Genomic DNA, 18207 nt, shown 5'->3' on the forward strand with positions numbered 1-18207 from the left:
TAAAATTAAGTTAAATGAAGTTAATGTCAGTGAATGAAACGACCGACCCGCCTACTTTAATGGCGCATCGACCTTCGCTTTTGCGATGTCGCTTCGTTCTTGGCATTTTTCTTTTAGGATGGAGATTTATGATGGAAAATAATTTTATTTGTACATGGGCTCGGAACGCTTCCCCACTGATGCAAGCTTACCACGCTAACGAATGGGGCCAAGTTTCTCACGACGACCGTTACATGTTTGAAATGCTCTCACTAGAAGGCTATCAAGCTGGGCTCAGTTGGAATACAATCCTTAATAAACGGGCTGCCTTCAAAGAATCCTTCGCTAACTTTGAGGTCGCTAAGGTTGCCCAAATGACGGATGCTGACGTGGAAAAGCTTATGCAAAATCCAGCTATTTTACGGCATCGCGGTAAATTAAAAGCCACCATTACGAACGCTCAGGCCTTTATGCAGGTCCAGGCGGAGTTTGGCAGCTTTGATAAATATATTTGGCAATTTGTTAATGGCCGGCAAATCAACGACCACATCCGGATTCCGGAAGAAATCCACGCGCACACCCCGCTTTCAGCAAAAATTTCTGCAGATTTAAAACAGCGCGGGTTTAAATTTGTGGGGCCGGTAATCATTTACTCATTCATGCAAGCAATCGGCTTGATCAACGATCATGAAATTGAATGCATGTATAACCCCGGCTAAGGAGGGCTCTGCTAATGGAAAGACTAATCCCCACGTCCGCAAACGGCACCATTCCCAATCTTTATTTTATTGGCCGGTGGGTTCCTAAAAAGTTTACAAATCATTCGGTGATGTACACCACCAACTTGGGTGCTCAAGTGACCTTTGAAGTTCAAAATGCTGCGAGCGTGATTTTGGAATGGATACTTCCGGACCTCACCATCCCGCAAACCGTCACGATTTTTGTTGACGATCAGCCTCGACTGATTGAACTTAACGAGCCCCGCTTTGAACTTCAATTAAGTTCAAAATCCCGACACGTCGTGCACCTTTATTTCACTGGTAATACCGACCAAGACGAGGTTTGGACTTCTTCAGCAGGTTTAACGCTTGCCGATGTCCATCCTTCTGCGGGTGGCCAAATGCACGCAGTTAAACCTGCTGGGCCCTTGGTTGCTTGGATTGGCGATTCCATCACGGCGGGATGTTGGGTACGTGAAAAAGTTCCTTCTCGCGGCTACGGCGCCGACCTCAACTACGCAGCACTAGTTTCCCGTAAATTAAATTGGGAAGACTATCGGGTCGCTTACAGTGCAGCCGGAATTATTCGTTACGGCACGGGCGGGGTTCCTGCCGCGCCCCGTTTTATTAACTACGTAGATTACGAAACTCCGGCACCTGATTTCCAACCTAAATTTGTTTTTATTAACTTAGGCACCAACGACTGGCAATTCGATACTCTAGTATTTGAAATGTACTTCACTGCCTTTATGAAGGAAGTTCAATTTAAGTTCAATGAAGCTCAAATTTTCGTGATGATTCCGTTAAACCAGAGCCATGCTAAAACGATCAAAACCATCGCACAAACGTTTAATTTCACCGTAATTCCGACCGCTACTTGGAAATATTCCACTACGGATGAAGTTCATCCCGACGTGGCCGGATCGCAAGTTCTCAGTCGCCAACTGCTGGACTGGTTACAGATTCACGGCTGGGTTTGATTAGAACTTGCCTTACTTCGTTTTAACCCAATCCCGGTGAAACCACTCAAGATTGAGAAAACGGGCGACAAAAGGCTAAAAAAGGCAAATGGCAAGTAGTCCAACGTGGCTACGTGGAACGTATTTGCCGCAAACGTCGCCGCCACGCCCCAAGGTACTAGGTAATTAATGACGGTTCCCCCGTCTTCCAAAGCCCGGCTTAGCGCTACGTTTGCTAAGCCGGCTTTTTTAAAGGTCGCTTTGAAGGCTTTTCCTGGCAGAATTACCGATAAAAACTGCTCTCCAATCAAGAGGTTGGCTCCCATCGCACTAAGAACCACTGCTAAAATCAATTTGCCGTCGCTATTTAGTACTCGCGCAATTGGTTCCATGACCTGGTTGATCAATCCTAAATGAACGAGCACGCCGCCTAGTGACAAGGTCACCACAATCAAGGAGACGGTGGTCATCATGCTGGCAATTCCGCCCCGACTTAGTAATTGATCCACCTCTAGGTTACCAGTGTGAGCAACGTAGCCAGTTTCAATAATTTTAGCTAAGTGCTGCACGGAAGTAGCCGGATGTTCGAGCCAAATTAAACCTACCGACACCCCAATGTTGATGAACAGGGTGGGAACTGCCGGAACTCGGCGCCAAGCGCAAACAAACATTAAAATAATTGGAATCAAAACCCACCAGCCGGTTGCAAAATGGGCCTGTAAAACTGATTCAGTATGCTGAATTTTGCTAATGTCAGCATTTTGGGCGTCCCCTGCACCAAAAATAGCAAACAAGATTAACGCTCCCACAAAGGCTGGCAACGTTGACCACATCAAGTTGCGAATATGATCAAATAAATCGGCATCGACCACCGCCGCGGAGAGGTTAGTTGATTCAGAAAGCGGCGAGCACTTGTCGCCAAAAACCGCTCCGGAAATGATTGCTCCAGCAACTAACGCTGGGTTAATGCCCATCGTCATCCCCATTCCAAAAAACGCGATCCCCACGGTCGACATCACCGTAAACGCCGATCCGACGGCAGTCCCCACCAATGCGCAGACTACGAAGACGGAAGGGATGAACCAATTTACACTGATCATTTTAAAACCTACGAGCATCAACGTTGGGATGATGCCGGCCGCAATCCAAACGCTGATTAACGCTCCTACAAGGATAAAGATGAAAATCGGGATAATCCCGGTTTCGATCCCCGATTTAATTCCATCGTTAATCGCTTGCCAGCTAAACCCCCGTATTTTAGCCCAAATCGTTAATAATCCTAATACTAAGAGTACCGGTGTTTGGGGTGACAACCCCCACTTAATCACGCCGGTTCCTAAAATTGCCAACATGACAATCAAAACTAAACTTGCTTCCCGTGTCTTTACCTTTTGCATCCTCTTCCTCCTTAATTTAGCTAATAAAAAATCCCGGTTGTATTTAAAATACAACCGGGACGAATTAACCGTGGTACCACCCAAATTAGACCCTCCCTAGGGGACAGTCTCACTCACTAGATGATAACGGTTCTAGTTATTAGCCGTTCTTAACAAAACTATTCCACGGTATTTCGCCGCAATAATCCTGATCGGTTCGCAGCAACCACCGACTTCCTGACACCCAGATTATCCGCTACTTAATGTGAAAGTTATTGCGCTTTAATTTATTGTAGCTAGCCTATCATGTCCATTTTCAAACGTCAAATCCCAACCTTTATAAAATCGGCGACAAGAGCCGTGAAAAAGTCTGTTTGAACTTCAGCCAGCGTGATTGGCGGTTAAAGATGCCCACCGTTTGCAAACTAGAATTTTCAATGTCGTTCAAGAATATTTCTTCTAATTGGTGAGCAATATTTTCGTCGTACATGAAGGCGTTAACTTCAAAATTAAGTTTAAAACTTCGAAAATCTAAATTTGCGGAGCCCACTGACGATACCTTTCCATCAACCACCATCGTTTTCGCGTGTAGGAAACCGTTATTGTAGTAATAAACCTTGATCCCCCACTTTGCGCATTGCCAAGCGTAGTACTGGGTCGCGCGGTACACAAAGACGTGGTCAGGTTTGCACGGCACCATAATGCGCACGTCAATTCCCGAATTTGCCGCCAATCGCAAGGCATCCAATACGCTATCATCCGGGATTAAGTATGGCGATTGAATCCAAATCGACTTCTTCGCCGCGTTAATCATCTTCAAGTAACCCATCTTAATCTTTTCAATGTCTGAATCCGGCCCGCTAGACACAATTTGTAAACTGGTATGCCCCTTAACCTCCGCAACGGGGAAGTAAACCGATCCTGGTTTAAATTCTTCACTTATCGGATGCGCGCGGTCGGTAGCGTTCCAATCTAAAATAAAGCGCGATTGTAAACTATAAACTCCCGAACCGACAATTTTCAAATGGGTATCCCGCCAATAACCAAATTTTTCTTTACGTCCTAAATATTGATCGCCAACATTAAAGCCACCGACATAGCCGATTTTGCCGTCAATCACCACGATTTTGCGGTGATCTCTGAAGTTCAATCGAAAGTCGGTTAACGCTGAACGCGTTCCCAAAAAGGGAAAAGCCTGTCCGCCAAGCTCGTTTAACTTCTTAAAGAAGCTCCGCTTGGTGCCCATCGAACCCCACGAGTCCCAAAGCACCTTTACTTCCACGCCTTCTTTAGCTTTTTGTTCTAACAACTTTCGCAAATCATTTCCGATTTGGTCGTCATAAATTGTATAAAACTCAACGTGAATATGTTTTTGGGCTTTTTTAATTTCCGCAAACATGTCCTCAAACAACGCGTGTCCGTCAGTGATGATTTTGACGTTATTACGGCGCGTCAAAAACGCGTAATCCGTCCGCGAAAAGAACTGTACCATTCCTGCTGACTCTTTAACCACTTGATCAGCAGCTGTTAAAGTCGTTTCCTTTAACTCCTTACGTTGATGTTCCATAATTTGGTCTAATTCCAAGCGTGTTTTGCTTTTTAACGGAAATAATTTATTTTCCGGCAGCTTGCGACCGACAAAGGCGTAAATAACGAATCCAAATAATGGCAAAAAACATAGTACCAATAGCCAGGCCCAAGTCGCGGCAATATCCCGACGCTGTCTAAAAACCGTATATAAAGCTCCCGCCACGTTTAGTATTAAAACCCCATCAACAATCCATTTTAAAATCTGCAATGCCATCCCCCCATATTAATCCTATGCCTTATCATACTATCTCCTTTGGAAAATAAAAGTGATTTTTTATATTACCCCATTGATTATTTCATATGTAATCAAATATCCGACAAAATGTAATCTCGTAGCAATCAAAAATTCACAATTTCTTCACATTTTACTTCTATAGTACTAAGCATAGATAACTTTTTCATTTACTCCCCCCATAAGGTGAATGAAGGGTCTCAAGACCAGTTACTTATTACCTGTATGCGTCTCCTTAGTGAGACGCTTTTTTTGTGTTTAAAAAACAGGCAGACCAAATTTTGCGTAGTTCTCTAGCAACTGGTCTGCCTATTTTTATTTATACTGATTAATCTTTTGGCAGTTAATCCATTCCTTTAAATTGGGGGCGTTTATTAGGAATTAAATACTGCGCTGGTACCGGCTTACGCTGCGGATCTTTGCTCCAATACCGGGGGATTAAATGAATATGACAATGAAAAACACTTTGTCCCGCGGCCGCTCCGGAATTAATAGTCACGTTGTAGCCGTCCGGGTGGTATTTCTCATCTAGAATCGCTTTGTTTTGTTCAATTAAATCCCAGATGGCCTTCCGCTCTTCGGCAGTGACATCCCAAATTTGACGGACGTGCCGTTTTGGAATGATCAACGTGTGGCCCTTACTTACTGGGTAAAAATCCAGAAAGGAAGCAGCCAGTTCATTTTCCACAATGTAATCTGCCTCCGTTTTTTGGCAAAATACACAGTTTGGGTCGGTTTTCATATGCGGTCCCTCCATTCAGTCCCATTGTACACAAAAAGCAGGTTAAAAGGGGACTTTCAACCTGCTTTAAGTTATTCAACAGCTAAATCGTTGATATTCTTTTTCGCTTTTTCATCATGACTCCAGAACGGCACCTTCACGACGCCCATCACCTTCGACTTCTTTACAAATCCCCAATAACGGCTGTCGTTAGAAACGCTACGGTGGTCACCTAAAACAAAGTAGGAATCCTTTGGAACCTTTACCGGATTCTTTGCCCAACCATATTTATTAGCAATCGAGCTGAGCGTCCAATTTCCCGTTCCGGTTGTGCGTTGTTCCTCGTCAATAAACTTTTGCGGAACTTCTTTATCATTTACGTAAAGCTTACCGTCTTTATAACTGATCGTGTCGCCTGGAACCCCAATCACCCGCTTCACGTAATCAACTGGTTGAGTAGCCGCCGGATCCTCTCCGTGGGCGTCAAACACAATTACGCTCATGCGTTTAATTTTGGCTTGTTTCCAAACTAGCACCCGTTCGCTATCCTGTAAGTTAGGTTGCATTGACGAACCGTCAACCTTTACGATTTGGAACAAGTAAGTTTTAACAAGAAAAGCAATTAATAAACCAACTACGATCGGTAAAACCCAATCCCTTAAAAACCTCATTAACTCTCCTCCAGACTATCTCATACGACTTAATAATTTTAATTGTAGCCCAAAGTATCCTAGTTGTCTTAAGATTTTTAGTTTTGAAACCAAATTTTGATATTTCTATATCTTTTTGAAATATAACTGTTATATTCGGGTATTTTTAACTTAAATTGAAGTTCAGAATTTGCTTAAACAGTTAAATCTGAACTTCAATCACACTTCGTCAAAGTCAATGTCTAAGTCCTGCCCTAACGCGATATCCTCTTCCTTTAGGTACTGGTGATCCAGCATTTTCACGAATGGGTAATAGATAATAATCCCTAAAATAATCTCCACTAGTTGTAGTAGGGACCCGGTCCAGCTTCCGGTAGCGAGCCAGCCCGAAATAATTGGCGGTGTCGTCCATGGCAGTAAAACCCCGTTAGTCCGTGGCACCCATCCGAGGGTGAATACCACTCCCGAGATGAAGGTGTTCAATACCGGCACGATGATAAATGGAATTGCGATAATCGGATTTAAAACTACTGGCAGACCAAAAATAATCGGTTCGTTAATTCCAAACACTCCTGGTAGAATCGCCAATTTGCCTAACTCCCGAATCCGTTTGGAACGGCAAACCGCAAACATAACGATCAAAAGCGACAAGGTGCTTCCGCCGCCTCCGTAGGTCGTAAAAATATCAATAAAGGGTTGCGTATAAATGTGTGGGAGCGGAAGGTGGTTTTGGAAAGCCTTCAAATTGTCCTGGGTAAGGACAAAGAAAATCGGTGACCAAACCGAATTAGTGATGGTTGGTCCGTTAATCCCAAACACCCAAAGCAAACTCGCTAAGAAGTTGTATAGCAATACTGATGGCAACGAGTTTCCTACGTGCTTAAGCGGTGCTTGTAACAAGGTATAAATAAAATTATATGCGGTATCGAAACTAGAAATACTAAAACCGATCCGAATTAAGAAAAATAGCAAAATTACTAACGCACTCGGAATTAACGCATCAAACGATTGACTTACTGCTGGTGGAACACCATCAGGCATTTTAATTGTCCAATGGTGCTTCACGGCAAACCGGTAAACTTCCACACTGACAATTGAAATGAAAATCCCTAAGAAAATTCCGTTAGGTCCTACGTACATGGTTTGTACCGCGCTTACCGCCGTTTTACCAACCGTAAACGAAGTCGGGGTCAAAATGAGGAATGAAACTAAGGCAACTACCGCGGAATGGATGGCCTCGAGCCCCCGGTTCTTTCCATAAGCGTAACCAATGCCCATACAGGATAAAATTCCGGTGAAACTAAATACCGAATTGGAAACCGCACTAAACCATTCCGTCCAGTGTTCGCCTAAAATCCTTGTCCAAAAACTTTCCCAGCCTGGAATGGGAAAGTTGCCGATTAGCAGGAAAATGGAGGTAACGATGATTAATGGCGTGATGATTAAGAATCCATCCCGCAAAGACTTTAAAACCACGTTGTTTCCCAACTTAGATGCTAACGGCATTAATACTTGTTCAAATTTCTTCTGCATATCTTCCAAGCCCCCTTTGCTTTTAAATTTAGTAACAGTACTGGTTCTTAAAGGCGGTTAAATCTTCACGATTAGCCGCCAGTACGCACCCTTCTACAAGGTGATCAATTGCTACCGACAATCCCGTACCACCCTTTTTAGGCATTTTCACGATTAGCAAGTGATCCTTATACTGCTCAATAATGGCCGCGTTCTTTTCCAATGCCGTCGCTTGTAGTGCGGGAATTGTAGTATCCTTTTGAAACGCCGCGGTCAATTCGCAAGCCATTTGCGAAAATTCTGGGTAATCGTAAGTCGGTCCAATTATAACCACATCGGCGGCCATCTTAGCGGCCATTTTGGTGAACTTTTCCTGAACTAGTTCCGGATGTTCCCGGTAATAATCCGTTCCACAATAGAAAGTACCGATGACTTCTCCGTCTACCTTTGCCAAAGCTTTCGCGGTAGTTTCTGCGCTTCCCAACGCAACTTTTTTGCCGCCTAATGGGGTGTCAGCGCGTTCCTTACCACCTAGTCCCGCTTGAATTTGGTCTAAAATAATGATGACTTTCAAAAAATCCCCTCCTTTGATTTATTTAATGGGTGCCTTAATTCGTTTTTCATAAGCGTCCAACCATTCCTGCGTAATGGGTTCAATCCGGGTCGTTTGGTTTTCGGCAGGGTGGGCAATTAAAATCTGGGGCACACTGGTTGCCGTAGCTACGCTGAAGGTAAATTCGACGTTGGTAGCTACTCCCCACTCGCCGTTCTTATTCAACGCAACTAATGAGAATTCACCCGCCTTGCCATAACGGCGCTTTAGTTTTTCAACGAACGGGTACACCGCGTGATCACAGGCGTCCTGTGGCGTTTCGCCTTCTGCCATTCGTCGAACGATTTCATAGGAAATGCATCCCTTCATGATGTCTTCACCCAATCCAGTTGCTGCAGCACCACCGATTTCACTGTCAACGTAAAAACCGGACCCCGAAAGCGGTGAATCGCCAACCCGTCCCGCTTTTTTCATAAATAACCCGGATGTGGAAGTGGCTGCCGCCATGGAACCACTTTGTGCAAGCGTGAGGGCGCCAATCGTATCGTGCCCGTCGTATGGGCTAATTTGGGCCTCTTGAATTTCCTTTAAACGTTTTTGCCAACGAAGCTTTGCCCGGTCGGTCAGCATGTTACGCATTTCAAACCCGTTCACCAATGCATACTTTGTGGCGCCCTCACCGACCCGAAAGCTATTGAAGTGTTCGTGACTTAGTTGCCGAGCCACCGAAACCGCATGGAGGACGTGGCGAATGCCTCCTACCGCGCCCTGAGCGAGGGTGTCGCCATCCATAAAGGCGGCGTCCATTTCGACCACTCCTTCTTCGTTTGGCAACCCGCCGTAGCCCACCGATTTATAGTAGGGATATTCTTCGACTACGTTGATTAAACTTTCAACGGCATCTCCCGCACTTGCATTTTCTTTCAGCATTTCACTGGCTTTCAAAACTCCGTCGTGTGCCATTCGCCAGGTGGCAATCGTTGCCCAATTTGTCATTTCTTTTCCTCCATTTTTGCTAAACCTACCATGGCATTCATGTAAATCTCCATGTTTAACTTCAAATCATGATTGGTCATCCACTCGTCTTGTATATGTGCAATCCCTTTTTGCCCGGGGAACGATGGCCCAAAAGCAATAATGTTAGGTACCGCCCGGGCGTAGGTCGCTCCCGTCGTGGTTACGGGAGTTCCATCTTGCCCGGTAACCATTGCGTAAACTGCCGATAGTTGTTTTATCCGCGGATCATTTTTATCATGCATAGTTCCGGGTATCCGCCGAACTACCCGAAGCTCACTTCCCGGAAGAATCGCTTTTTTAAGTCCCGCGGTAACCTGTTCTTCGGTAACGGTCACCGGATAACGGATCGCAATACTTAACTTCAAGCCACCTTCAACTTTTTGGAGGAGGTAGGGCGTGACCATCAATTTGCCACTATCTTCGTCTTGAAAATCTATCCCTAGCCCCTCGCCAAAGTAACGTTGGTCAAAACTATCGAGAAGCCAATCAAAGTAAGTAACCAGTTCGGGGGCTAGTTCAGCCCGCTTCTTGATCGCCTTGGCTAGGAGCATGATGGCGTTCACCCCCAGCTCTGGAGCGTTAGAAGGGCTGCGTTTTCCCTGAACTTCAATCAATTGATTTTGAACTTCAATTGTAAGTTGGTCGGGAACGTGATCTTTAGCTTGGTCACCCGTGATGGTCGAAATTTGCTGTAATGCTGCCAACTTAATTGGGGTATCAATTTCATAATTAACAATTCCACGCTCGCCATAGACTGCTGGAAATTTACAATCAGGAGTAAATCCAAATTCGGGTGCTGGTTGTTCCTTTAGATAAAGGGGGATGTCCGCACTCCCGCTTTCCTCATCGCTACCAAAAATGATTCGCAAAGTTTTCCGGGGATAAAATCCGCGTTCTTTAAGTAAATGCATCCCAAACAGCACCGCCATGATGGGCCCCTTATTATCTAAGACACCCCGGCCATACAAGGTGTCCTCCCGAATATTTAACTTAAAGGGATCGCTTTGCCAGCCTTCACCAGCTGCGACCACGTCTAGGTGACCAACGATTCCTATGTAGTCGCTTGTGTCGGGACCCCACTGTGCTACCGCAACGGCATCATTGACAATGCTTGTTTTAAACCCGTACTGGTCGGCTAACTTCACGGCCACCCTTAATACTTGGCGAGGACCTTTCCCAAAGGGTGCGTGAAGTTCAGCTGGCCCACGGACACTTTGAACTTCAATCACCTTTGCTAAATCACGTAAAAATTCATCGTAATGTGCTTCAATCAGTGCTTTAAACTCTTGGTTAACCACCATTATTTTCCTCCTTGTTCCAAACGAGTCAGGGTCGTTTTAAAGGTGTACTTATCGGCCCGGTAATAAGACGTGTCGTAGAAAATTGGTTGCCCATCTGCCGTGTAGGTAAGCGAGTGAACGCATAGAATGGGATCTCCCTCCTGAACATGCAGTAACTTCGCTAGCTTTTCGTCGACCTTAATGGCTTCGATTTCTTGGTTGGAATAGGCAATTTCAACCGTTTCTGCCAAGATTTGAAACAATGAATGCTTAAAATCGTTTTTTTGATGATTGGCTACGTACTTATGTAAAATTACGATGTCTTCGATAGTCATCGGATCATCGTCCCAAAAACGTCGGCGCACTAGTTCATCAACTTCAAGTTGCGGGTTATTACGTAAGTTTAATTTTTCTTCCACCCGCTGGTCTGGTCGAATCAACGGTTGGTAATCAAGGACCTGCGTTTGGCTTTGTTTGCCATAAGTTTCGGCAGCTTCCGTAAAGCTTTGTAGACCCATCCGGCCGCTTTCAACCTTATTGGACGAATTCGTCGACATAATGTAAGTTCCCTTTCCAGGATCCTTCACCAAAATTTTGGCGGTCACCAGCCGTTCAATTGCCTTCCGCACCGTCAGCCGGCTCACCCCGTATTCGTCAGCAAGTTGATATTCTGAAGGTAACCGCTGCATATTAGAATAAATTCCCTGCTGAATCCGTTCCACAAGGCTTTGCGCCACTTTTTCAAACTTTGTTTTTGGCATTCTTTTGCTCCTCATCGCAAATCATCCGTTTTGATTTACGGTATATACTACATTGTGTTTATCATATTTGCAAGCGCTTTCTGAAAATTGGTATATTTATTTCCTGTATTATTTTTCTTTCTCCACACAAAAAAACGGCTTACTTAACCATTAAATTTCTTCATTGGTTAAGAAGCCGTGGAACTTAATTTGAACTTAAAAATACCAGTTGCCGACCACTAGATAATTCTTCGCAGAATTGGTAGCCTCGCTGCGCAAACTGCTTTAGTTGCGCAACCTTTTGAACTTCATTTTCTGCCATAAATCGCACCATTTCACCACGTGCAATTTTAGCTTTGGTAGCTTTTTGCCTTACTTTACCATTCACTAGTTCGCCAAAGACGCAGGTTACCATCTGTTGGTCTGCTTGTAAATAGGGCTCTATTACCCGAGCATATTCTTTAGACGCTAAGTTGATCACCACTTCGGTATCTTTAAATAATTGGTGATAGATTTGGGCGCCCCAGAAGTCGTATAAATTTTGCTGACCTGCAATTTGTAAGCGGGCCTGCATTTCTAACCGGTAGGGCACAATTCCGTCAAACGGACGCAAAATTCCATAGAGTCCTGAGAGAATCCGTAAATGATCCTGTAAATAGTTAAGCTGCGGACTAGTCATTAAGTCGGCACCCAAGTTTTGATATTGGATACCAGTATACGCAAGCACGGCGGGCGTTTGGTTGCGTAACAAATCAAGTCGGCGCGTATTTTCGTAGCTGATTACGGCTAGCCGATCACTGCATTTCCAAAGCTGCTGAAGTTCATTTAAGCTCATTTTTTTCAATCGATTAACAATTTGTTGGGCCTGGCTTAGAAAACGCGGTTGGTTAAGGGCGGCAAAGGAATCCGTATCCACCTGCATTTGCTTAGCTGGCGCAATGATTATTTTTATGATATTTATTCACCACTCTTTAGTTCATTCTAACAAATTCGACGCGTTTGTTTCACGTGGAACTGTAAAACAAAAAGAATGTGTGCCAAAAATCGGGTAGTTTGCGAGCATTAACTGAAAATTGACCATTGTGCCTGATTTTGGCATGATGGTCAATTTTTGGTTAAGCGGAACAAACTGACTTTTGGCACACGTTTTGGCTCTATTGAAGTCAAAACGCCAAAATAAAAACGATTCATGAGGAAGTTTTACCTCATGAACCGTTTTTTGTTTAAAGACTTTTGTCACAACCCCAATTTTAGGTTAAGCGGAATAAACTGATTTTTGATGCACGTTTTAACCATAATTAAAGTCAAAGCGCCCAAGTGTTTTTTAGTTTTTCTCAGCCTTTTATTTAATTAAATCTTCGCAATTTTTCCTTGCTGAATATAAACGCTCAAGATTGCGATATCCGCAGGAGTTACTCCGCTGATCCGAGAAGCTTGCGCAATCGTGGTTGGCCGAATTTTTTCTAACTTTTGCCGTCCTTCAGTTGCTAACCCGCTAATCGCGTTATAGTCGATTCGATCAGGAATTACCTTAGCTTCCATCTTCTTCAACCGGTCAACTCGTTCTTGGGCTTTCTTGATGTAGCCGGCGTACTTAATTTCAATTTCCACCTGTTCAACTACCCGGCGATCGAGTTGCTTTTCTGAAGCTGGAATGAACTTCAGCAAATCTGCGTAGGTAACTTCCGGACGCCGCAAGAATTCGGCTGCCAGAACACCATCCTTTAAGCCATGGGATCCTTTAGACTCCAAAAATTCCTTTACTTGACCAGGCTTAATGCGAATTTGTTCCAAACGGTGAAGTTCATCTTGAATATCCGCCTTCTTTTGTAAGAATGCCGCATATTCTTCTTCACTAACCAAACCAAGGTCGTGACCCATTTCAGTTAACCGTAAATCGGCGTTATCATGCCGCAAAATTAACCGGTATTCTGCCCGACTAGTTAACAAGCGGTACGGTTCCTTAGTTCCCTTAGTAACCAAATCGTCAATCATTACTCCGATATAGGCATCGCTGCGTTTTAGCGTAAAGGGTTCCTGTCCGAGTGCCCGACGACCTGCGTTAATTCCCGCAATTAAACCTTGTCCGGCTGCTTCTTCATAACCAGAAGTTCCGTTAGTTTGACCCGCGGTGTAAAGGTTCTTAATTAACTTCGTTTCCAAAGTGTTCTTTAATTGATAAGGAGCCACCACGTCGTATTCAATAGCGTAACCAGGGCGCATCATTTCTGCGTCCTCTAACCCTTTGATGGAGTGCAAAATTTGTTGCTGCACTTCTTCTGGCATCGACGTCGAAAGTCCTTGAACGTACCATTCGTCAGTCTTCCGGCCTTCAGGTTCAAGGAAGAGTTGGTGGCGGTCCTTGTCCGCGAAGCGTACGATTTTATCTTCAATTGAAGGACAATAACGTGGTCCCACGCCCTCAATTACTCCGGAAAACATGGGTGCTCGACTGAGGTTTTCCCGGATAATTTCGTGCGTCTTCTCGTTGGTGTAGGTTAACCAACACGACAATTGATTCTTTAATTCCAAATACTTACTATCCGGAGTTTGGAAACTAAAATGGTTGGGTTCCTCATCACCAGGTTGTTCTTCGGTTTCGGCATAATGGATCGTTCCGCCATCAACCCGGGGTGGGGTCCCCGTCTTAAACCGTTCTAATTCAAAATGATACTTTTCAGTTAAATTCTTCGTCAACTCTAAAGCTGCTTGGGAGTTGTTTGGTCCCGAAGAGTATTGTAATTCCCCAATGATAATTTTACCGCGTGCGGCGGTTCCAAGAGTTAGCACAACGCTTTTTGCGTGGTAGCGCGCCCCGGTATTGGTAATTACTCCCTTGCAGACCCCGTCTTCGACAATTAAATCATCTACAATGCCTTGACGTAACGTTAAGTTAGGTTCTGCTTCAATCGTCTTTTTCATTTCGGCGTGGTAGGCATGCTTATCAGCTTGGGCACGTAATGCCCGCACTGCTGGGCCTTTCCCGGTATTTAACATCCGCATTTGAACGTAAGTTTTATCGATATTGCGACCCATTTCACCGCCTAAAGCGTCAATTTCCCGCACGACAATTCCCTTTGCGGGTCCTCCAATCGACGGGTTACATGGCATAAAGGCCACCATATCAAGGTTAATCGTCATTAAAAGGGTCTTGTTGCCCATCCGGGCCGCTGCTAAAGCCGCTTCGGATCCCGCATGGCCGGCCCCTACCACGATCACGTCGTAATCGCGGCCGTCATATTGTTTTACTTCCAACATTCTTCAACTCCAAATTTATTTTCCTAAACAAAATTGACTAAATAATTGGTCTAGCAACTCATCTTGATAACTATCGCCGGTAATTTCGCCGAGTAGGTCCCAAGCCCGGGTCATATCAATTTGAACTAAATCAACGGGCATGCCTGCTTCAATCCCGTCTAGTACGGAATCTAAAGCAGTCACGGTTTGTTGTAACAACCCAATGTGCCGGGCGTTAGTAACCATTACGTTATTTGAACTATTTTCGATACTGCCCGCAAAGAATAACTTCGCAATTCGGTCTTCCAAATCCTTGGTTCCCAAAGGTGCTACCGCCGAAGACTTGATGATTTCTGCTTCGCTAGCATATTTCTGAAGTTCATTTAAGTTAATTTTAGTTGGTAAATCAGTCTTATTTAAAACTACAATCCGCTGCATGTTTGCAGTTTGATCAAGTAACTGCCGATCTTCATCGCGCAATGGTACGCTACTATCTAACACCAAAATTACTAGGTCTGCCTGTTGTAAGGCTTTCCGGCTACGATCAACCCCGATTTTTTCGACCTTGTCTTCAGTTTCATGAATTCCAGCTGTATCAACTAACTTAAGGGGAACCCCTTGAACATTCACGTATTCTTCAATTACGTCCCGGGTAGTTCCGGCCACGTCGGTAACGATCGCCTTATCTTCATGCAAGAGGTGGTTCAATATACTTGATTTACCCACGTTAGGATGGCCAATGATTGCCGTTGCTAAACCATCACGCAACACCTTACCTTGCTTAGCCGTTGCTAAAAGCTGGTTGACCTTGGCTTTAACTTCAATCGCCTTTTCTTTTAACAATCGCGTGGTCATCGTTTCAACATCATCGTATTCAGGATAATCAATATTAACTTCAACTTGAGCTAAAACATCTAAAATGTCTTGCCGCAAATTTTTAATTAAATGGGAAAGATTTCCGTCGAGTTGGTCTAAAGCCACCTTCATCGACTGATCGGTTTTAGCACGAATTAAATCCATAACCGCTTCTGCTTGGGACAGGTCAATTCGTCCGTTTAAAAAGGCCCGTTCGGTAAATTCGCCCGGTTTAGCCAATCGGGCATCTAATCCAAGAATTAATTGTAAAATACGGTTCGTTGCCACAATCCCGCCGTGACAATTAATTTCGACTACGTCCTCTTTGGTATAGGTGTGTGGAGCACGCATTACCGAAACCATAACTTCGTCAATTTCTTCGTCAGTAGCGGGATCCACAACGTGCCCGTAGTTAATCGTATGACTAGCTACTTTGGCGAGGTCCTTGCCCCGGTAAATTTGACTAGCCACTTTTAACGCGTTAACTCCGCTAATCCGAATGATCGAAATCCCGCCTTCCCCAGGAGGCGTCGAAATTGCCGCAATTGTATCAAATTCCGTTGAAACACTTGGCATCGCTAATATCGTCCTTTCTATTTCCAATAAAAAAAGCGCAATTCCACCTAAATAAATAATCGTCAATAGACGACGTCAGATGGACAAAGCACTTTCACTACTTCATCATATTCAATTCATACGCATATATCATAAAAGTTTCGTTTTTGTTTGTCAATTACTTTATTTTACGCTTGCTAATAAAAAACGCCAACTCACCGACACCGGTAAATTGACGTTCAACCCAGCTTTTGTAACTACAATTGAAGTTCACGAACTATTTTCGTTTACTCTTCATTGCCTTACGTTTAGCCTTTTCAATTGCTTTTCGTTTTGCTTTTTCGGCTTGTAACTTAGCTTGCCGTTCTTTTTGAATCTTAAATGGATTTTGAATTACCAACGTTTGCCCCACTTGGAAGAGGTTCGTAACTACCCAGTACAAAGTAATCGCAGCTGGGAAGTTTAGTGCCGTAATCAAAATAATCAATGGCATCCCAAAGGTCATTGCCGAAGTCATTCCATTTTGTGCGCCCGCTGGTTGGGCCTTCATTGAAAGCCAGGTACTTAAGAAGGTAAAGAACGCCGCCAAAATTGGCAAGATATAGTAAGGATCCTTATCGTTAAGCTGCAACCATAGGAAGGTTCCTTCTTTTAATACCTGTGTTCGGCTTACCGCCGCGTACAAAGCGTACATTACGGGCAACTGAATGATTAATGGCAAACACCCCGCCATTGGGTTAACGCCTGCTTCAGCATAGAGTTTTTGTTGTTCTTCACGAAGCTTTTGTTGGGTTTCAACATCGCGTGAAGAGTACTTCTGTTGGAGCTCTTTTAACTTGGGTTGAAGTTCAGCCGTCTTCATTGAAGTCTTCGTTTGGTAAATCATCAGCGGTAAAATGATGATCCGGATTAAGACGGTGAACACGATGATTCCCCAACCATAGTTATTTCCGCAAATTTTCGAAAGGTAAATAATAAATTTCGAAAAATTGTAAACAATTACGCCGTCCCAAAAACCGGTACTGTGACTGGTAATTGGTGCGGTGCTACATGCCGTTAATATGAAAGAGAGCGCTACCACACTCAGCAAAGCCAAATTTCGTTTTAAATGTTTCACTATTCTTCCTCACTTTGTTTCGAAGCAAACAGTCCAGCTAATTTAAAAACGTGTTCCAACTGGCGTTTAACTTCTTTCATTGGTAAACCTGAAGCTTGTGGGCGAGCAATTACTAAAAAATCAACGTCCGAACGCAAAAGGGGCTTGAATTCCAAGATACTTTGCCGAATTCGGCGCTTCATATAATTACGCATTACCGCATTACCGATTTTTTTACCTACGGAAATCCCCACCCGAAAATGTGGTTGCCCAGGTTTGTCCATTACGTAAACAACGAACTTCTTATTTGCAAATGAATTTCGGGTTTCAAAAACTTCTTGAAACTCTTTTTCTTTCTTTATTCGATATGACTTTCGCATAATTCCTCACCACAATCTCATTCACTATCACATATTATATGTAAAAACCGTTAGCTTGTCTCTAGAAAATAAAAATAAAAGACCACTGGGATCAGTGGCCTTATTATGCAGATAATACTTTTCTACCTTTTTGACGCCGACGTGCTAAAACTTTACGGCCGTTGCTCGTGCTCATGCGTTTGCGGAAGCCGTGAACGCGTTGACGATGACGTTTCTTTGGTTGATATGTTCGTTTCATTATGGTCCACCTCCTGAACGAAAATACACATACTGAATTTTTATATCTTAAGTTGATTCTCGATAAATCAGTTTATGTCCTTTAAAACAATTACCTTAACATAATAGCACATTTGCCATAGAAAGCAAACCACCAAATAAAACCTAACGGAAAAAAATTATCCACAAACAGAGCGTTAGTTTGTCGATTAAATTGTGGATAACCATTTTAGTTATTTTCGATTTTACACAGGCTTTTTCGCAGCGATTTTCACAAATCACAACCTGTTTATAGAGTTATCCACAACCTTGTGGAAATCTGTGGATATGTCCAATTAACGCCGTTATTACAGCATCTTTTATCCACAAGTTGGTGTTCACAACTCTACTTTTGGTTTTAAGAATGCGTCATTTCCCCAGCCTGTGGAAAACCCAACTCACAGCCTGTTATTTTACACCATTTAGTTTTCCACACCCCTGTGGAAAACCGATTTTTTTTATGATAAACTGAATGAGCTAAAAATTTTGGAGGAATAAAAA

At 43.8% G+C, this 18207-nt stretch carries 17 protein-coding genes; 2 read left to right on the forward strand and 15 right to left on the reverse strand.

Annotated elements, in window-relative coordinates:
* The first annotated feature begins 131 nt into the window (after positions 1-131).
* Together NL111_RS09945 and NL111_RS09950 are read left to right on the forward strand one after the other, a co-directional pair.
* Positions 132-698: a DNA-3-methyladenine glycosylase I gene (locus NL111_RS09945; RefSeq protein ID WP_053906300.1), complete on the forward strand. Its 567-nt coding sequence runs from the start codon at positions 132-134 to the stop codon at positions 696-698.
* A gap of 14 nt (positions 699-712) precedes the next feature.
* Positions 713-1678: an SGNH/GDSL hydrolase family protein gene (locus NL111_RS09950; RefSeq protein WP_285110259.1), complete on the forward strand. Its 966-nt coding sequence runs from the start codon at positions 713-715 to the stop codon at positions 1676-1678.
* Here the strand turns inward: NL111_RS09950 and nhaC are convergent.
* From nhaC to rpmH, 15 genes are all read right to left on the reverse strand, one after another.
* Positions 1663-3054, reverse strand: coding sequence for a Na+/H+ antiporter NhaC (nhaC, locus tag NL111_RS09955; RefSeq protein ID WP_285110260.1), 1392 nt, complete (start codon positions 3052-3054; stop codon positions 1663-1665). The two genes, NL111_RS09950 and nhaC, sit on opposite strands and share 16 nt — an antisense overlap.
* 316 nt (positions 3055-3370) lie before the next feature.
* Positions 3371-4837 carry a cardiolipin synthase gene (cls, locus tag NL111_RS09960; RefSeq protein WP_036668439.1) on the reverse strand — a complete coding sequence of 489 codons (1467 nt, stop codon included), beginning with the start codon at positions 4835-4837 and terminating at the stop codon, positions 3371-3373.
* A gap of 361 nt (positions 4838-5198) precedes the next feature.
* Positions 5199-5597: an HIT family protein gene (locus NL111_RS09965; protein ID WP_285110261.1), complete on the reverse strand. Its 399-nt coding sequence runs from the start codon at positions 5595-5597 to the stop codon at positions 5199-5201.
* Positions 5598-5668: 71 nt separating this feature from the next.
* Complete coding sequence (gene lepB / locus NL111_RS09970) at positions 5669-6247, reverse strand: signal peptidase I (protein ID WP_002829343.1); 579 nt, start codon at positions 6245-6247, stop codon at positions 5669-5671.
* 198 nt (positions 6248-6445) lie between these two features.
* Positions 6446-7759 carry a PTS sugar transporter subunit IIC gene (locus tag NL111_RS09975; protein WP_002832648.1) on the reverse strand — a complete coding sequence of 438 codons (1314 nt, stop codon included), beginning with the start codon at positions 7757-7759 and terminating at the stop codon, positions 6446-6448.
* A gap of 28 nt (positions 7760-7787) precedes the next feature.
* The gene (locus NL111_RS09980) at positions 7788-8312 is read right to left on the reverse strand and encodes a GrdB-related putative oxidoreductase (RefSeq protein ID WP_002829340.1); all 525 of its coding nucleotides are present in this window, start codon (positions 8310-8312) and stop codon (positions 7788-7790) included.
* A gap of 18 nt (positions 8313-8330) precedes the next feature.
* Positions 8331-9287 (reverse strand): glycosylasparaginase, encoded by a 957-nt coding sequence (locus NL111_RS09985; protein WP_063504794.1) that lies wholly within the window; start codon positions 9285-9287, stop codon positions 8331-8333.
* The gene (locus tag NL111_RS09990; protein ID WP_285110262.1) at positions 9284-10609 is read right to left on the reverse strand and encodes a Sapep family Mn(2+)-dependent dipeptidase; all 1326 of its coding nucleotides are present in this window, start codon (positions 10607-10609) and stop codon (positions 9284-9286) included. Before NL111_RS09990 ends, NL111_RS09985 begins: the two co-directional genes overlap by 4 nt.
* Positions 10609-11349, reverse strand: coding sequence for a GntR family transcriptional regulator, LSA1692 subfamily (locus tag NL111_RS09995; RefSeq protein WP_285110263.1), 741 nt, complete (start codon positions 11347-11349; stop codon positions 10609-10611). The genes NL111_RS09990 and NL111_RS09995 overlap by 1 nt, the downstream gene beginning before the upstream one ends.
* A 184-nt stretch (positions 11350-11533) precedes the next feature.
* On the reverse strand, positions 11534-12280 hold the full coding sequence (gene yaaA / locus NL111_RS10000; RefSeq protein ID WP_285110593.1) for a peroxide stress protein YaaA: 747 nt from the start codon (positions 12278-12280) through the stop codon (positions 11534-11536).
* 398 nt (positions 12281-12678) lie between these two features.
* On the reverse strand, positions 12679-14586 hold the full coding sequence (gene mnmG / locus NL111_RS10005) for a tRNA uridine-5-carboxymethylaminomethyl(34) synthesis enzyme MnmG (RefSeq protein WP_002829334.1): 1908 nt from the start codon (positions 14584-14586) through the stop codon (positions 12679-12681).
* A 15-nt stretch (positions 14587-14601) separates the two neighbouring features.
* Positions 14602-15996 (reverse strand): tRNA uridine-5-carboxymethylaminomethyl(34) synthesis GTPase MnmE, encoded by a 1395-nt coding sequence (gene mnmE / locus NL111_RS10010; protein ID WP_002829332.1) that lies wholly within the window; start codon positions 15994-15996, stop codon positions 14602-14604.
* A 256-nt stretch (positions 15997-16252) separates the two neighbouring features.
* On the reverse strand, positions 16253-17092 hold the full coding sequence (yidC, locus tag NL111_RS10015) for a membrane protein insertase YidC (RefSeq protein ID WP_002829329.1): 840 nt from the start codon (positions 17090-17092) through the stop codon (positions 16253-16255).
* A complete protein-coding gene (rnpA, locus tag NL111_RS10020) occupies positions 17092-17451 on the reverse strand; it encodes a ribonuclease P protein component (RefSeq protein WP_002829328.1) in 360 nt (119 codons plus the stop codon). The genes yidC and rnpA overlap by 1 nt, the downstream gene beginning before the upstream one ends.
* Positions 17452-17554: 103 nt before the next feature.
* Complete coding sequence (gene rpmH / locus NL111_RS10025; protein ID WP_002829327.1) at positions 17555-17689, reverse strand: 50S ribosomal protein L34; 135 nt, start codon at positions 17687-17689, stop codon at positions 17555-17557.
* Positions 17690-18207: the final 518 nt, after the last annotated feature.

It is taken from the genome of Pediococcus sp. AC40 (genome assembly GCF_030252485.1).
Taxonomy (GTDB): Bacteria; Bacillota; Bacilli; order Lactobacillales; family Lactobacillaceae; genus Pediococcus; species Pediococcus acidilactici.

Bases quoted from the DNA above. Each gene is read 5' to 3' on its own strand.
- NL111_RS09945 (WP_053906300.1), top strand. From the start codon at position 132: ATGGAAAATAATTTTATTTGTACATGGGCTCGGAACGCTTCCCCACTG.
- NL111_RS09950 (WP_285110259.1), top strand. From the start codon at position 713: ATGGAAAGACTAATCCCCACGTCCGCAAACGGCACCATTCCCAATCTT.
- nhaC (WP_285110260.1), bottom strand. From the start codon at position 3,054: ATGCAAAAGGTAAAGACACGGGAAGCAAGTTTAGTTTTGATTGTCATG.
- cls (WP_036668439.1), bottom strand. From the start codon at position 4,837: ATGGCATTGCAGATTTTAAAATGGATTGTTGATGGGGTTTTAATACTA.
- NL111_RS09965 (WP_285110261.1), bottom strand. From the start codon at position 5,597: ATGAAAACCGACCCAAACTGTGTATTTTGCCAAAAAACGGAGGCAGAT.
- lepB (WP_002829343.1), bottom strand. From the start codon at position 6,247: ATGAGGTTTTTAAGGGATTGGGTTTTACCGATCGTAGTTGGTTTATTA.
- NL111_RS09975 (WP_002832648.1), bottom strand. From the start codon at position 7,759: ATGCAGAAGAAATTTGAACAAGTATTAATGCCGTTAGCATCTAAGTTG.
- NL111_RS09985 (WP_063504794.1), bottom strand. From the start codon at position 9,287: ATGACAAATTGGGCAACGATTGCCACCTGGCGAATGGCACACGACGGA.
- NL111_RS09990 (WP_285110262.1), bottom strand. From the start codon at position 10,609: ATGGTGGTTAACCAAGAGTTTAAAGCACTGATTGAAGCACATTACGAT.
- NL111_RS09995 (WP_285110263.1), bottom strand. From the start codon at position 11,349: ATGCCAAAAACAAAGTTTGAAAAAGTGGCGCAAAGCCTTGTGGAACGG.
- mnmG (WP_002829334.1), bottom strand. From the start codon at position 14,586: ATGTTGGAAGTAAAACAATATGACGGCCGCGATTACGACGTGATCGTG.
- mnmE (WP_002829332.1), bottom strand. From the start codon at position 15,996: ATGCCAAGTGTTTCAACGGAATTTGATACAATTGCGGCAATTTCGACG.
- rnpA (WP_002829328.1), bottom strand. From the start codon at position 17,451: ATGCGAAAGTCATATCGAATAAAGAAAGAAAAAGAGTTTCAAGAAGTT.
- rpmH (WP_002829327.1), bottom strand. From the start codon at position 17,689: ATGAAACGAACATATCAACCAAAGAAACGTCATCGTCAACGCGTTCAC.